This window comes from Knoellia sp. LjRoot47, from assembly GCF_964253435.1.
Taxonomy (GTDB): domain Bacteria; phylum Actinomycetota; class Actinomycetes; order Actinomycetales; family Dermatophilaceae; genus Knoellia.
Genome location: NZ_CAXUQS020000001.1, coordinates 1,906,227 through 1,919,643 on the forward strand (window position 1 = coordinate 1,906,227; position 13,417 = coordinate 1,919,643).

13 protein-coding genes are annotated in these 13,417 nt (G+C 72.1%); 9 read left to right on the top strand and 4 right to left on the bottom strand.

Going from position 1 to position 13,417, the window contains the following annotated elements; genetic code table 11:
- Window positions 1-2: 2 nt before the first annotated feature.
- Complete coding sequence (locus ACSQ11_RS09320; RefSeq protein WP_147062049.1) at window positions 3-272, top strand: hypothetical protein; 270 nt, start codon at window positions 3-5, stop codon at window positions 270-272.
- On the opposite strand, the gene ACSQ11_RS09325 is transcribed toward ACSQ11_RS09320, so the two are convergent.
- Window positions 213-1,385 carry an SGNH/GDSL hydrolase family protein gene (locus ACSQ11_RS09325; RefSeq protein ID WP_436004855.1) on the bottom strand — a complete coding sequence of 391 codons (1,173 nt, stop codon included), beginning with the start codon at window positions 1,383-1,385 and terminating at the stop codon, window positions 213-215. The genes ACSQ11_RS09320 and ACSQ11_RS09325 overlap by 60 nt on opposite strands.
- A gap of 132 nt (window positions 1,386-1,517) precedes the next feature.
- Here ACSQ11_RS09325 and ACSQ11_RS09330 point away from each other — a divergent pair, with 132 nt between their 5' ends.
- The 3 genes from ACSQ11_RS09330 (at window position 1,518) to ACSQ11_RS09340 (ending at window position 5,698) form a co-directional block, all read left to right on the top strand.
- Window positions 1,518-2,894 (top strand): cystathionine beta-synthase, encoded by a 1,377-nt coding sequence (locus tag ACSQ11_RS09330; protein ID WP_436004856.1) that lies wholly within the window; start codon window positions 1,518-1,520, stop codon window positions 2,892-2,894.
- Between the two features lie 135 nt (window positions 2,895-3,029).
- Window positions 3,030-5,072: an FAD-dependent oxidoreductase gene (locus ACSQ11_RS09335; RefSeq protein WP_436004857.1), complete on the top strand. Its 2,043-nt coding sequence runs from the start codon at window positions 3,030-3,032 to the stop codon at window positions 5,070-5,072.
- A 344-nt stretch (window positions 5,073-5,416) separates the two neighbouring features.
- Entirely contained in the window at window positions 5,417-5,698 is a 282-nt protein-coding gene (locus tag ACSQ11_RS09340; protein ID WP_436004858.1) for a hypothetical protein, read from the top strand.
- A gap of 92 nt (window positions 5,699-5,790) precedes the next feature.
- On the opposite strand, the gene ACSQ11_RS09345 is transcribed toward ACSQ11_RS09340, so the two are convergent.
- Both ACSQ11_RS09345 and msrA read right to left on the bottom strand, forming a co-directional pair.
- Window positions 5,791-6,393, bottom strand: a complete 603-nt coding sequence (locus tag ACSQ11_RS09345; protein WP_436004859.1) for a GNAT family N-acetyltransferase — start codon at window positions 6,391-6,393, stop codon at window positions 5,791-5,793.
- A gap of 64 nt (window positions 6,394-6,457) precedes the next feature.
- Entirely contained in the window at window positions 6,458-7,150 is a 693-nt protein-coding gene (msrA, locus tag ACSQ11_RS09350; RefSeq protein ID WP_436004860.1) for a peptide-methionine (S)-S-oxide reductase MsrA, read from the bottom strand.
- 98 nt (window positions 7,151-7,248) lie between these two features.
- Between msrA and ACSQ11_RS09355 the strand changes: the two genes are divergently transcribed.
- Complete coding sequence (locus ACSQ11_RS09355) at window positions 7,249-7,767, top strand: RNA polymerase sigma factor (RefSeq protein ID WP_436004861.1); 519 nt, start codon at window positions 7,249-7,251, stop codon at window positions 7,765-7,767.
- Window positions 7,764-9,236, top strand: coding sequence for a hypothetical protein (locus ACSQ11_RS09360; protein ID WP_436004862.1), 1,473 nt, complete (start codon window positions 7,764-7,766; stop codon window positions 9,234-9,236). The genes ACSQ11_RS09355 and ACSQ11_RS09360 overlap by 4 nt, the downstream gene beginning before the upstream one ends.
- 75 nt (window positions 9,237-9,311) lie before the next feature.
- Here the strand turns inward: ACSQ11_RS09360 and ACSQ11_RS09365 are convergent, their stop codons facing one another.
- Entirely contained in the window at window positions 9,312-9,587 is a 276-nt protein-coding gene (locus tag ACSQ11_RS09365) for a GlsB/YeaQ/YmgE family stress response membrane protein (RefSeq protein WP_436004863.1), read from the bottom strand.
- 190 nt (window positions 9,588-9,777) lie between these two features.
- Here ACSQ11_RS09365 and ACSQ11_RS09370 point away from each other — a divergent pair, with 190 nt between their 5' ends.
- From ACSQ11_RS09370 to ACSQ11_RS09380, 3 genes are read left to right on the top strand one after another with little or no spacing between them, the layout of a single operon-like run.
- On the top strand, window positions 9,778-10,803 hold the full coding sequence (locus ACSQ11_RS09370; RefSeq protein WP_436004864.1) for a GNAT family N-acetyltransferase: 1,026 nt from the start codon (window positions 9,778-9,780) through the stop codon (window positions 10,801-10,803).
- 33 nt (window positions 10,804-10,836) lie between these two features.
- On the top strand, window positions 10,837-12,036 hold the full coding sequence (locus tag ACSQ11_RS09375; RefSeq protein ID WP_436004865.1) for a cystathionine gamma-synthase: 1,200 nt from the start codon (window positions 10,837-10,839) through the stop codon (window positions 12,034-12,036).
- A 9-nt stretch (window positions 12,037-12,045) separates the two neighbouring features.
- Window positions 12,046-13,356, top strand: coding sequence for a glutamate mutase L (locus ACSQ11_RS09380; protein ID WP_436004866.1), 1,311 nt, complete (start codon window positions 12,046-12,048; stop codon window positions 13,354-13,356).
- The last annotated feature ends 61 nt before the right edge of the window (window positions 13,357-13,417 follow it).

The following is a 13,417-nucleotide window of genomic DNA, read 5'->3' on the forward strand; positions in this document are numbered from 1 at the left end:
TGATGCACCGCCTCCCCGACGACGTCTCGCGGGAGCTCGAGCGCGTGGTCCGCAGGTGGCGTGAGCTGCCCGCAGACCGCGCGCTCGCCGCGTCCCCGGCGGTGCGCGACGTCGTCCAGGACCTCGCCGACGCCACGGCAGGTCAACCCGTGCCTGACCTCGGTCCGGGCGTGCTCATCGACCAGCTGCGCGTCCTCGTGTGGGACGCAGCGTCAGCGGGGGTCCCCGAGCTCACCGAGCGGCTGGCCGACCTGCGCCGCAGCCTGCCCTGAGGCCGCCGCCCCGCCCGCGGTTGCACTCGTCCCCGACGTGGCCGACGTGCCCGACGTGCCCAACGTGCCCGACGTCGCCGCCTCCTCGGCGCCCGACGCGTCGGGCTGGGGGTCGCGGGCCGACGGCACGGCGTCATGGCGTCGCCGCAGCAGCACGGCCCACCGGCCGCGCGGTCCTCGTGCCTGGCCCCCGACCTCGGTCGGCGAGACCTCGGTCCCTGCGTCCTTGACCGCCTGCCCTGCGGCCACCGCCACCGGTCCGACACCCTCGCCGCGACGCGCCTCGGGCGCGCGGTCGGCCGTGTCGTGGCCCCAGACGCCGAGGGCGGCGCAGACCGACGGCAGCAGCGCCGCGGCGGCCCGGGCATAGCCGGCAGGGGAGGGGTGGAAGCGGTCCTCGCTGAACATCGTCTTGGGGGAGGCGGCGAACTCGTGGCCGAGCAGGTCGCCCAGCGACACCGTGCGACCGCCGGCCTCGACGACCGCGATCGTCTGGGCAGCCGCCAGGTCACGGCTCCACCGCCGGGCCAGGAGGCGCAGCGGCTGCGCCAGCGGCTCGATGGTGCCGAGATCGGGGCAGGTGCCCACGACGACCTCGGCGCCGAGGGCACGGATCCGCCGCACGGTGAGCTCGAGGTGGCGCACGGCGGTCGCCCGGTCGACGCGGTGGGTGACGTCGTTGGCGCCGACCATGACGACGACGACGTCGGGGGTGATCGACTCCAGCCCCTCGGCCAGCTGGCGCTCGAGGTCACTCGACTCGGCGCCGACGACGGCGCAGTTGGTGAGGTGGACGCGCCGCCCCATGAGGGCGCTCACCCCGCTGGCGACGATCGCGCCGACGGTCTCGTGCGGGTTGTGCGCGCCCATGCCGGCGGCGCTCGAGTCGCCGAGCACGAGGATCTCGATCGGCTCGCCGGGCCCGGCGCCGTAGGTCCCGTCGTCGTCGGGGGAGGAGTCGAAGGGAGTGCCGACGATCCGGCGTGCGAGCAGCGCCTCGCCCTTGATCACGGCGTAGCCGACCGCACCGAGAGCGGCGCTGGCCGCGGCCAGACCACCGCCCCCGTATGCCGCAGTCGCTGCGATCTTGCGTGCTCGCCGTGCGCGTCCCATGCCGTCGTGCCACCCTCCTGAAAGCGTCCCTCCACGCTAACCGACGCCGACGACGCAGGGGCGCGGACCCGGCATACCGAGGCCGTGACGTCACCGTCCGGCAACCCGCGGCGGGGATGGGAGGATGGGGGCATGAAGTATGCCGAGCACATCGTCGACCTCGTGGGCAACACCCCGCTCGTGAAGCTGAACTCCGTCACCGACGGGATCGCCGCGACCGTCCTCGCCAAGGTCGAGTACATGAACCCGGGCGGCTCCGTGAAGGACCGCATCGCCCTCAAGATGGTCGAGGCCGCCGAAGCCTCGGGCGCCCTCAAGCCGGGCGGCACCATCGTCGAGCCGACGAGCGGCAACACGGGCGTCGGACTCGCGCTCGTCGCGCAGCGCAAGGGCTACAAGTGCATCTTCGTGTGTCCCGACAAGGTGAGCGAGGACAAGCGCAACGTCCTCAAGGCCTACGGCGCCGAGGTCGTCGTCTGCCCGACCGCCGTCGCGCCGGACCACCCCGACTCGTACTACGAGACCTCGGACCGCCTCGTGCGCGAGACCGAGGGTGCGTGGAAGCCCGACCAGTACTCCAACCCCAACGGCCCCGCCTCGCACTACGAGAGCACCGGCCCCGAGATCTGGCGCGACACCGACGGCCGCCTCACCCACTTCGTCGCGGGTGTCGGCACCGGCGGCACGATCACCGGCACCGGCCGCTACCTGCTCGAGAAGAGCGCCGACCGCGAGGGTGGCCGGGTCGAGATCATCGGTGCCGACCCTGAGGGCTCGGTCTACTCCGGCGGCTCCGGTCGCCCCTACCTCGTCGAGGGCGTCGGTGAGGACTTCTGGCCGAGCGCCTACGACCCCGAGGTCGTCGACCGCATCGTCGCCGTGTCCGACGCCGACTCGTTCGACATGACCCGTCGCCTCGCCCGTGAGGAGGGCCTGCTCGTCGGTGGCTCCTGCGGCATGGCCGTCGTCGCCGCCCTCGAGGTCGCCAAGGACCTGCCCGCCGAGGCCGTCGTCGTCGTGCTCCTGCCCGACTCGGGCCGCGGCTACATGTCCAAGATCTTCAGCGACGACTGGATGAGCTCCTACGGCTTCATGGACTCCGACGCCGACGCCACCGTCGGTCAGGTGCTGCGCACCAAGAGCGGCGACCTGCCCGCCCTGGTGCACACCCACCCCAACGAGACGATCCGCGACGCCATCGAGATCCTGCGCGAGTACGGCGTCTCGCAGATGCCCGTCGTCAAGGCCGAGCCGCCCGTCATGACCGGCGAGGTTGCGGGTTCGGTGAGCGAGCGCGAGCTGCTCGAGCTGCTCTTCGTCGGCAAGGCGACGCTCCACGACTCCGTCGAGAAGCACATGGGCAAGGGCCTGCCGCTCGTCGGCGCCGGCGAGCCCGTCGCCACCGCGCGCCACGAGCTCGAGACCGCCGACGCCGTCCTCGTCATCGACGACGGCAAGCCCGTCGGCGTCCTCACCCGGGCCGACCTCCTGGGTCACCTCGTGGACTGACACCACCCAGCCACGTCGACAGGCGGGGTATGCCGGGAGCGCGAGCACCCGGCATACCCCGCCTTTGGTCCATCGAGAGCAACGACACAGCCCCGGGCGGTAGGCCCCGCACGAGCTGTTCCCTACTCTCGAGTAGTGACTGCCTTCCCGCACCTGCTCGCCTCGCTCGACCTCGGACACCTCACCCTGCCCAACCGGGTCGTCATGGGGTCGATGCACACCGGCCTCGAGGACCGGGCGCGCGACTTCCCCAAGCTCGCGGCCTTCTTCGCCGAGCGGGCGCGCGGGGGAGCCTCGCTCATCATCACCGGCGGGTTCGCGCCCAACATCGAGGGCACGCTGCTCCCGCTCGCGTCGAAGCTCACGACCCGGCGCGAGGCCCGGCAGCACCGCGTGCTCACCGAGGCGGTCCACGCGGAGGGTGGTCGGATCGCCCTCCAGCTGCTCCACGCCGGGCGCTACTCGTACACCCCGTGGTGTGTCGCGCCGTCGGCGGTCAAGAGCCCGATCTCGAAGTTCCGGCCCCGTGCCCTGTCGGCGCGCGGCGTGGAGCGCACGATCTCGGCGTTCGTCCGGTCGGCGCGGTTGGCCCGTGAGGCCGGCTACGACGGTGTCGAGGTCATGGGGTCCGAGGGCTACCTCATCAACCAGTTCCTCGCACCGCGCACCAACCAGCGCACCGACGCCTGGGGCGGGACGCCCGAGAAGCGTCGCCGTTTCGCCGTGGAGATCGTGCGACGCATCCGTGCAGAGGTGGGGGAGGACTTCCTCGTCATCTACCGGATCTCGGCGGTCGACCTCGTGCCCGAGGGCCAGACCTGGGACGAGGTCGCCGCGCTCGCCCGCGAGGTCGAGGCCGCCGGTGCCTCGGTGCTCAACCTCGGGATCGGCTGGCACGAGGCGCGCGTCCCGACGATCGTCACCTCCGTGCCCCGCGCGGCCTTCGCCTCGTATGCCGGCCGCCTCAAGTCCGAGACGTCGCTGCCGGTCATCGCGACGAACCGGATCAACATGCCCGAGGTGGCCGAGGGGATCCTCGGTGCGGGTGACGCCGACCTCGTCTCGCTGGCCCGGCCCTTCCTCGCCGACCCCGAGTGGGTGCGCAAGGCGGCGGAGTCACGCGTCGACGAGATCAACACCTGCATCGCCTGCAACCAGGCCTGCCTCGATCACACCTTCAGGAAGCAGCGCGCGACCTGCCTGCTCAACCCCCGTGCCGTCCACGAGACCGAGCTGGTGCTGGGGCCGACGCGTGCTGCGAAGCGGGTGGCCGTCGTCGGCGCCGGGCCGGCGGGTCTGGCGTGCGCGACGGCGCTGGCCGAGCGCGGGCACACCGTCGACCTCTTCGAGGGGCGCGACGACATCGGTGGGCAGTTCGCCATCGCGCAGCGCATCCCCGGCAAGGAGGAGTTCTCGGAGTCGATCCGCTACTTCCGCCGCCGGTTGGAGGTGACCGGTGTCCGGGTGCACCTCGGCCGGGTGGTGGGTGCGGACGAGCTGCGTGACGGAGGGTTCGACGAGGTCGTCGTGGCGACGGGCGTGGAGCCGCGCGTGCCGTCGATCCCGGGCGTCGACCACCCGTCGGTGATGACATACGCGGAACTGGTCCGCGGTGAGCGCGAGGCCGGTGCGCGGGTGGCCGTCGTGGGTGCCGGCGGCATCGGGGTCGACGTCTCGGAGTTCCTCACGGCGCAGCCGTCGGCGGCCCTCGACCTCGACCTGTGGCGAGCCGAGTGGGGTGTCGGCGACCCGGCGGCGTCCCGCGGCGGCCTGGCCGCGCCGGTCGTCGAGGCGCCGAAGCACGAGGTGGTCCTGCTGCAGCGCAAGGCCTCCGGTATCGGCAAGGGCCTGGGCAAGACCACCGGCTGGGTGCACCGCGCCTCGCTCAAGGCCAAGGGCGTCGAGCAGGTGACCGGTGTGTCCTACGACCTCATCGACGACGATGGCCTGCACGTGTCGTTCGCAGCGGAGGACGGGTCGGACGGCACACGCGCCTCACGCGTCATCGCCGTCGACAGCATCGTGCTCTGCGCCGGGCAGGAGTCGGTTCGGACCCTTGCCGACGAGCTCGCCGAGTCGGGTCTGCCCGTGCACGTCATCGGCGGAGCCGACGTCGCCGCAGAGGTCGACGCCAAGCGCGCGATCCGCCAGGGCACCGAGCTCGCCGCCCGCATCTGACCACCGGGTCCCACACCCGTACCGGGTTCTTTTCGCAGCGGGGGTCGCCGACCGGCCCATCTGCGCACCCTCCCGCCCGAGACGTGTCTTTGCTTCCACCCCACGACGCAAAGACACCCCCATTCGCGCCACGAGCCGACGCAAAGACACCCCCATTCGCGTCAGGGGGTGACGCAACGGGCCTGTGCTTCAGAGGTCTGGAGCAGATGGGGGTGTCTTTGCGTCGTCAGGGGGAGCAAAGACACTCCTCTGGAGGGGTACCTCCGGGAGGCCGCGTCCCGGCGTGGTGAATGGTCCGACGCGATCGGCCCGGTGGCCGGATCCGGCGTGGGACGCTGACGTCCATGACTGGGTGGTGGTGGGTCGTCGTCGTCCTTGCCGTGCTCGGCGCCGTCCTCCTGGCCGTCGGGTTCGTCCAGATGAGGAACGCCCGGCCGGAGCCTGGCATCAGGGGTGGCTTCGGCGGCCCGGCCGGCAGCTCCGACGTCGGGTCGCACCCTGGTTTCGAGGCGCCGGGTCCACGCGACCACTGGAAGGTCGGCGCCCCGCTGCGCATCGCCGGCTTCGCGGCGCTCGCCACGGCCGCGATCCTCGGTGTCGCGCTCACCATCGCCAGGGCCGTCTGACCCGGATCACGCCGGGCAGTGACCACACGTGGCGGCCATCGACAGGTCCCACACATCGCGGCGCCCATGCCGCGATCCGTAGGACCTTCTCATCAGGCGCCGCCAGCCCGCACCCAGTCGGACTCGAGCACGGCCATGAAGTGCACGTCGACCCACTCGCCGTCGAAGAGCAGCGCCTCGCGCCCCACTCCCTCGTGGACGAACCCGACCTTCTCGTAGACGTACCGCGCCCGCGGCTTGAAGTCGTAGACCTCGAGCGTGATCCGGTGGAGCCCCAGCGCGCGGAACCCGTGGTCGACGACGAGCCGCGTCGCCTCCGTCCCAAGCCCGCGGCCACGACCGGCAGCGCCGATGAGGGTCCGGAACCAGCACGCCCGGTTGTCCTCGTCCCAACCCGCGAGGACGACCTCGCCGACGACGTCGTCGCTCGCGTTGTCGACGACGGCGAGCACGAGGCGGTCGTCGGCGACGGCCCACTCGCCGTAGATCTCGCGCATCCGCTCGATCGGCATCGTCGGCGGGTCGGCCGCCTCGGCGCTCGAGTGCACCGAGCCCGTGAGCCGCGCGACCTCCGGGTCCTGACGGATGATCCTGTCGATGGCGTCGGCGTCCTCTGCGCGGATGGGACGCAGGGTCACGAGCTCGCCCACGAGCGTCGGTTTGGCCGAGAAGCCCTCGGTGGAGTCAGCGGTCACGCACGGCACTGTGCCACGCGAAGGGCGTCACGGCATACGGGACCTGCCTGAGGCGACGACAGCGTCAGGCGGGCGGGACGATGTCCGTCTGGGCCGGGAGGTTCGCGACGCCGATCGGGCAGGTGAGCCCGTTGGGGCCGTGGTTGCAGTAGCCGTTCGGGTTCTTGTGAAGGTACTGCTGGTGGTAGTCCTCGGCGTACCAGAACGTGCCGGCGTCCTTCGCGGATGCGAGCTGGGTGGTGATGTCCCCGGCCTTGACGCGCGTCAGCTCACCCTGGAAGGCCTCACGCGTCGCGCGAGCGGCAGCCTCCTGCTCCGGCGTGGTCCAGAAGATCGCGGACCGGTATGCCGTCCCGATGTCGTTGCCCTGCCGGTTCGCCGTCGTGGGGTCGTGGTTCTCCCAGAAGGCCTTGAGCAGCAGCTCGGGGGTGGTCTGCGTCGGGTCGTAGGCGACCAGGACGGACTCGGCGTGGCCGGTGCGGCCGGTGCAGGTCTCCTCGTAGGTCGGGTTCGGCGTGAACCCACCCATGTAGCCGGCCGCCGTCGTCACGACACCCGGGAGCTGCCAGAAGATGCGCTCGGCACCCCAGAAGCAGCCCATCGCGACATAGAGGACCTCCGTGCCCTCCGGCCACGGACCCTCGAGCGGCGTCCCCAGGACCTCGTGGGTCGTGGGCACCGTGAAGGGGCGGGTGTCGCGGCCGGGCAGGGCCTCGGCGGCGGTGGGCATCGTGGTCTTGGCGCGCGATCCGAACATTGCTGGAGCTCCTCCATGGCGAGCGGGTGGGGCGGGGCCTCTGGGTGCAATGCTGCCGGGGACTCAATGATTCCCGGAAAGGGTGCGTCCAAGAAGGCATGAGCGACACACAGGGGGGCGATCTCGACGCATGGCTCGACGCCGCCATGCCGAAGATCTACGGCCTCGCCTACGCACTCACCGGTGAGCGCACCGCGGCCGAGGACCTCAGCCAGGAGGCGCTCGCGACCGTCGTGCGCAAGTGGGGACGTGTCTCGCAGGCGCAGAGCTCCACGGCATACGCGCGGCAGATCGTCGTCAACACCTTCTTGAGCCAGAAGCGCAAGCGGTGGTCGCGCGAGGTCGTCTCCGACGACGTCGTGCAGGAGCTCGGCCCTGCGAGCGTCGACCACGCCGACACCGTCGTGACCCGCGATGCGCTCCTCACCGCACTGGCCGGGTTGCCGCCCCGCCAGCGAGCGGCGGTCACGCTGCGCTACTTCGAGGACCTGCCCGACGCCGCGATCGCGACGGCCATGGGCTGCTCGGTGAGCACCGTCCGGTCCACGATCCACCACGCCCTGGCCGCGCTGCGCTCCGGAGCCGCGGCCCTCGATCTCAAGGGAGTTTCGTCATGACGACCCAGCTCGAGGACCAGCTGCGCAACGTGCTGCGCGACGCGCCGGAGCCCGACTGGCACGCCTTCCGTGTCGCCGTCGACGAGCGCGCCGGTCGGCAACGACGCGCGCGTGTGCTGCGTGGCTCGCTCGGTGGGCTCGCCGCGGCCGCCGCGGTGGCCGCCATCGCGATCGGTGCCGCGAGCTCACCGCTCTTCGAGGGGGAGCGGGCCCGGCCGGCCGTCTCCGGGACCCCGGGCCCCTCTGCCTCGCCGAGCGTGGAGGTGCCGGACACGACGGCGTTCCAGCCGAAGGTCAGGCTCGCGAATGGCAGGTACACGATGCCGATGGACTTCCCGGACGTCGCACCGCGCCGCACGTCCGCACCCGAGGGGCTGACCCGGACCCGGGCGACCGGGCTGTCCGCGTTCTCGAGCCTCGCCTCCGCACCCTGCCTCACGGAGGAACAGGCCGCCCAGCCCCAGCCGTGGGGCAGCAGCGGGTGGGACTACGACGGCGTCGGGCCGCAGGGGGCGCGGCGCCAGGGCGGGCTCGAGCTCACCGGCTGGCCGGCAGGCACGGCGTCGACGGCGATGCGACAGCAGGACGAGAACTCGGGTGCGTGCGCCTTCGACACCAGGTTCACGAGGGTGGGGTGGCCCGGGCTGGACGTCACGCTCGGCAACCAGTTCGTCGTCGACGCTCCCGACGAGACGGGCGGCAAGAAGTACGCCGCCGTCCGGCGGGTCGGCGACGTCACGGTGAGTGCGTGGGCGTTCACCGAGGGCCAGGAGGCGTCGTTGTCAGCCGCACGTGAGCTCGTCGACGGCGCAGTCGCGGGTCTGCTGCGGAGCAAGGTGCTCGAGTCGCCGGTTCCGGTCGCCTACCAGTGGCCGAACGGCATGACGGAGGCGTTCCCGGACGGCACCGAGTTCGTCCTGCCCGCCATCGCACCCTCCCCGGCCACGCTCGGGCTCGGTCAGCTCGTGCAGGAGCCGGGCATGATGAGGTCCTCGATGGGGACCGTCCCCGTGTTCGGGGCCCAGGTCGGAGACCCCAGGCACCCGGGCGAGAAGACCGTTGCGGTGCGTGAAGCCGAGTACTACCTCACCGGTGCGGGCCAGGAGTCGAGTGGCGTGCAGCCGCTGACGAAACTCGTCTGGTCCTCCTTCCCCGACGGACAGAAGGCCTTCGACGAGATCGTGGCGAACCGGGGCACCGCGAGGTGGTTCAGCCGGACGCAGCGGGAACCATGGACCGGCCACGAGGCGGCGACGAGCTTCCTCGCCACGCAGGAGGACACATGGCCCGGGTCCTTCGCGAAACAGGTCGCGCTGCGGCTCGAGGGCGACGTGCTCATCTCGGTCGTCTCCCAGGCCCGGACCCAAGCCGAGGCACGGTCCATCGCGACGAGGCTCGCCGACGAGGCGGCCACCAACCTCGTTGCCTTCGGCCGGGGCCCGGACGGGCGGCCTGGCAACGGCAGGTGACCCGAAGCGGCACCCCGGCGACGACGCGGGCCCGCCCTCACGAGGAGGACGGGCCCGTCGGCGTGCGGTCGCGGGTCAGACGCGCGAGCGGTTGCCGGTCAGGGCCTTGACGCCGAAGAGCAGGAGGCAGGCTCCGGCGATGGCCGTGATGAACGTGAAGATGAGGCCGGCACCATCGGTGTCGACACCGAGCAGGCTGAGCAGCAGGCCGCCGAGGAAGGCGCCGACGATCCCGACGACGATGTTGAGCAGGATGCCCTGCTGCGCGTCCGTGTTCATGATCTTGCTGGCGATCCAGCCGGCCAGTCCGCCGATGATGATCCAGGCGATGATTCCCATGGTTCCGGGCATGTTGCGTACCTCCGTGTTGGTGCACTGTCTTCATTGCAGAGCGATCCACAGTAGGGACGCGGGTCGGCTGGATGGGTCGTAGAGGTGGCTTGACCGCAGGCGTTACCGGAACGTGTCTATGGCCGGGCGCGGTCCCGGGGCGTCCGGAATCCGGTGGCTCCGCCCGCCGCTTCCGGAGGACCATGGCGCCATGACCATAAGGATCGTCCCCGTCACGACGCTCGACCCCGCTCCGGAGCCGGCGGCGCTCGCGCGGGCCTGGAACGAGGTCTTCGTCGCAGCCACCGTCGCGACGATGGGCGACGACCACGACGCGTGGTCGATGGCGTCGCGTCGGGCCCGGGAGTCGTCGACGACGTGGAGCCACCGCTACTTGGCGGCGGTCGCGGAGGTCGACGGCGCCGACCGGGTGGTCGCAGCTGCCGAGCTCATGCTGCCGCTGCGCGACAACCTGGAGCTGGCGATGGTCGACGTCGCCGTCGACCCCGACCACCGTCGCCGCGGCGTGGGGACCCGCGCCCTCGAGCACGTCACCAACCTTGCCGTCGCGGCGGCGCGGACGACGCTCGTCGCGGAGACGGCATACCCGAACGGCGGACTGGACCACGGCGAGGGGTTCCTCGACCGCCACGGGTTCCGGGTCGGCCAGACGATGCTGCGCAACGACCTCTCCGTCGAGGTCGGCTCCGTCGAGGCCGGCTCCGACGACGAGGTGCCCGCGACACCGGGATACGTCGTCGAGACCTCGACGGACGACACCCTCGACGCGTGGCTCGAGGACCGGGCCCACCTCCAACGACGGATGAGCACCGACTCCCCGGTGGGGGACCTCGAGTTCCACGAGGAGGAGTGGGACACCGCCCGGCTGCGGGCTCAGCGCGAGACGACCCGGCAGAGCGGCCGGCGCGCGTTCGAGTCGGTGGCGCGCCACCTGGGCAGCGGGCGGCTCGTCGCGTTCACCCAGCTCCAGGTGCCGACGGCCGAACCGGTCCTCGCCTACCAGCAGGACACCCTCGTGCTCCGCGAGCACCGGGGGCACGGGCTCGGTGCGGCGGTCAAGGCCGCGAACCTCCGGGCACTGCGCACCGCGTTCCCGCAGGCGCGCACCCTGCGCACGTGGAACGCCGAGGAGAACGGCCCGATGCTCGCCGTCAACGAGGCGCTCGGCTACCGGACGACCGCGGTCCTGCGGGAGTGGCAGAAGCGGCTCGCCTGAAGCGGACGTGGGCACCCGGCATACGCTGTCCGCATGTCCGACTCGAGCAGCGACCAGACCCTCGGTTTCTCCACCCGCGCCCTCCACGCGGGGCAGGATCCGGACCCCACGACCGGCGCGGTCGTCACCCCGATCTACCAGACGTCGACCTACAAGCAGGACGGCATCGGCGGGTTCCGGGGCGGCTACGAGTACAGCCGCAGCGCCAACCCCACCCGGACCGCGCTCGAGACCGGCTTCGCCGCGCTCGAGGGGGGTGAGCGCGGGTTCGCGTTCGCCTCGGGCCTCGCCGCCGAGGACACCGTCCTGCGGGCGCTGCTCAGCCCGGGCGACCACGTCGTCGTGCCCTCCGACGCCTACGGCGGCACCTACCGGCTCTTCAACAAGGTCCTCAAGCACTGGGGAGTCGAGCACTCCATCGCCGCGATCGCCGACAACGACGCCGTGCGCGCCGCGATCCAGCCCGGCCGCACCCGCGTCGTGTGGGTCGAGACCCCGACCAACCCGATGCTCGGGATCGCCGACATCACGGCGCTCGCCGAGATCACACACGAGGCCGGCGCGCTGCTCGTCGTCGACAACACCTTCGCCTCGCCCTACCTCCAGCAGCCGCTCGCGCTCGGCGCCGACATCGTCCTGCACTCGACGACGAAGTACTGCGGGGGTCACTCCGACGTCGTCGGCGGCGCGGTCGTCGTGGCGCACGGCGTGACGGTGCCGTGGTTCGACGGCGAGTCCGCGAGCGACCGGGTCGCGTTCCACCAGAACTCGATGGGCGCCGTCGCCGGACCCTTCGACTCGTGGGTGGTCCAGCGCGGGCTCAAGACCCTCGCGATCCGCATGGAGCGCCACTGCGACAACGCCGAGAAGATCGTCGAGTTCCTCCAGGGGCACGACGGCGTCACCGCCGTGCACTACCCGGGCCTGCCCGACCACCCCGGCCACGAGGTCGCCTCGCGACAGATGAAGCGCTTCGGCGGGATGGTCGCCTTCCGCGTCAAGGGCGGCGAGGACGTCGCGGTCAAGGTGTGCGCCGAGACGCAGATCTGGACCCTCGGCGAGTCGCTCGGCGGCGTCGAGTCGCTCATCGAGCACCCGGGCCGCATGACCCACGCGTCGGTCGCCGGCACCGAGCTCGAGGTCCCCTCGGACCTCATCCGCCTCTCCGTCGGCATCGAGGACGTCGAGGACCTCATCGCCGACCTCAAGCAGGCGCTCGACCGGCTCACCTGAGTCACCGCCGTGTCGCTCGTCCTCTGCGTCGACGTCGGGTCGACGTTCACCAAGGCTGTCCTCGTCGACGTCTCGTCCGGCGCGCTCGTGGGTGCCGCGTCGTCCCCGACGACCGTCGCCACCGACGTCATGGACGGCGTCGATGCCGTATGCCGTGAGCTCGCCTCCCACGGTCCCGTCGCCGAGACGCTCGTCTGTTCGTCCGCGGGCGGCGGTCTGCGGATCGCCGTGGTCGGCTACGAGCGCGAGGTGACGTCCGAGGCCGGGCACCGGGTCGCGCTGTCGGCGGGTGGACGGGTCGTGCACGTGTCGGCCGGGCCGCTGACCGGGGAGGGCGTGCGGTCGCTCCGGGCGGCGACGCCTGACCTCGTGCTGCTTGTCGGCGGCACGGACGGCGGCAACGCGGATGTGCTGCGGCACAATGCTTCTCGGCTCGCCAACGCCCGGCTGCGCGCGCCGGTCGTCGTCGCGGGCAACGCCGAGGTCGCCGACGAGGTCGCTGCGGAGCTGGAGCGCACAGGCCGGCGTCACGTCGTCACGAGCAACGTCCTGCCGCGCATCGGGGTCATCGCGCCGGATGCCGCGAGGGCCGCGATCCGCGCGGCCTTCCTCGAGCACGTCATCGGTGGCAAGGGACTGTCGCGCGGTCGCGGCTTCACCGAGCTCGTGCGCGCCGCGACCCCCGACGCCGTCCTGCGCGGGGTCGAGCTGCTCGCCGACGTGCGCGGCGAGGACGTCGTCGTCGTCGACATCGGCGGTGCGACGACCGACGTCTACTCCGTGCTCCGGCCCCAGGGCGAGGACGCCGAGATCGAGCGCGACGTCGCCGGCTCGATGTGGCAGGAGCGCACCGTCGAGGCCGACCTGGGCATGCGCTGGAACGCGCTCGGCATCGTCGAGGCAGCGCAGCGCGAGCACCTCACGCTGTCGTCCGAGACGGTCACGTATGCCGGCCACGTCGCCTCCGCGACCGGTCACCGGGCGTCGACGCCGCAGGAGTGGTCGCAGGAGGGCGAGCTGGCGCGTGCCGCTGCGCTCGTCGCGGTGCGGCGGCACGGGCGGCCCCGCGTCGTGGGCGACCGGCCCCGTCCGCTCGCCGACGTGGGCCTGGTGCTCGGGTCCGGTGGCGTGTTCCGCCACGGGCCGGTCGAGCTCGCCGACGGGGTGCTGTCCGCGGTCGCCTCCGACCACGCGGGGGGCTGGACGGTCCCTGCGTCGGCAGCGCGAGGTGTCGACACGGCATACGTGCTCTTCGCGTGCGGTCTGCTCGCCGACGCGTACCCCGAGGCGGCCCGCGCGCTCGCCCTCACCGTCACCTGACGTCTGGCGTCCGCTCGTCCGTGGGGTTTGCCCCGGGGAGTGGTCCGGTCGGGTCGTGCCG

Coding starts and splice junctions, on each gene's coding strand:
- ACSQ11_RS09360 (WP_436004862.1), top strand. CDS start 7,764: ATGACGACCCAGCTCGAGGACCAGCTGCGCAACGTGCTGCGCGACGCG.
- ACSQ11_RS09355 (WP_436004861.1), top strand. CDS start 7,249: ATGAGCGACACACAGGGGGGCGATCTCGACGCATGGCTCGACGCCGCC.
- ACSQ11_RS09340 (WP_436004858.1), top strand. CDS start 5,417: ATGACTGGGTGGTGGTGGGTCGTCGTCGTCCTTGCCGTGCTCGGCGCC.
- ACSQ11_RS09325 (WP_436004855.1), bottom strand. CDS start 1,385: ATGGGACGCGCACGGCGAGCACGCAAGATCGCAGCGACTGCGGCATAC.
- ACSQ11_RS09330 (WP_436004856.1), top strand. CDS start 1,518: ATGAAGTATGCCGAGCACATCGTCGACCTCGTGGGCAACACCCCGCTC.
- ACSQ11_RS09365 (WP_436004863.1), bottom strand. CDS start 9,587: ATGCCCGGAACCATGGGAATCATCGCCTGGATCATCATCGGCGGACTG.
- ACSQ11_RS09375 (WP_436004865.1), top strand. CDS start 10,837: ATGTCCGACTCGAGCAGCGACCAGACCCTCGGTTTCTCCACCCGCGCC.
- ACSQ11_RS09370 (WP_436004864.1), top strand. CDS start 9,778: ATGACCATAAGGATCGTCCCCGTCACGACGCTCGACCCCGCTCCGGAG.
- ACSQ11_RS09320 (WP_147062049.1), top strand. CDS start 3: ATGCACCGCCTCCCCGACGACGTCTCGCGGGAGCTCGAGCGCGTGGTC.
- msrA (WP_436004860.1), bottom strand. CDS start 7,150: ATGTTCGGATCGCGCGCCAAGACCACGATGCCCACCGCCGCCGAGGCC.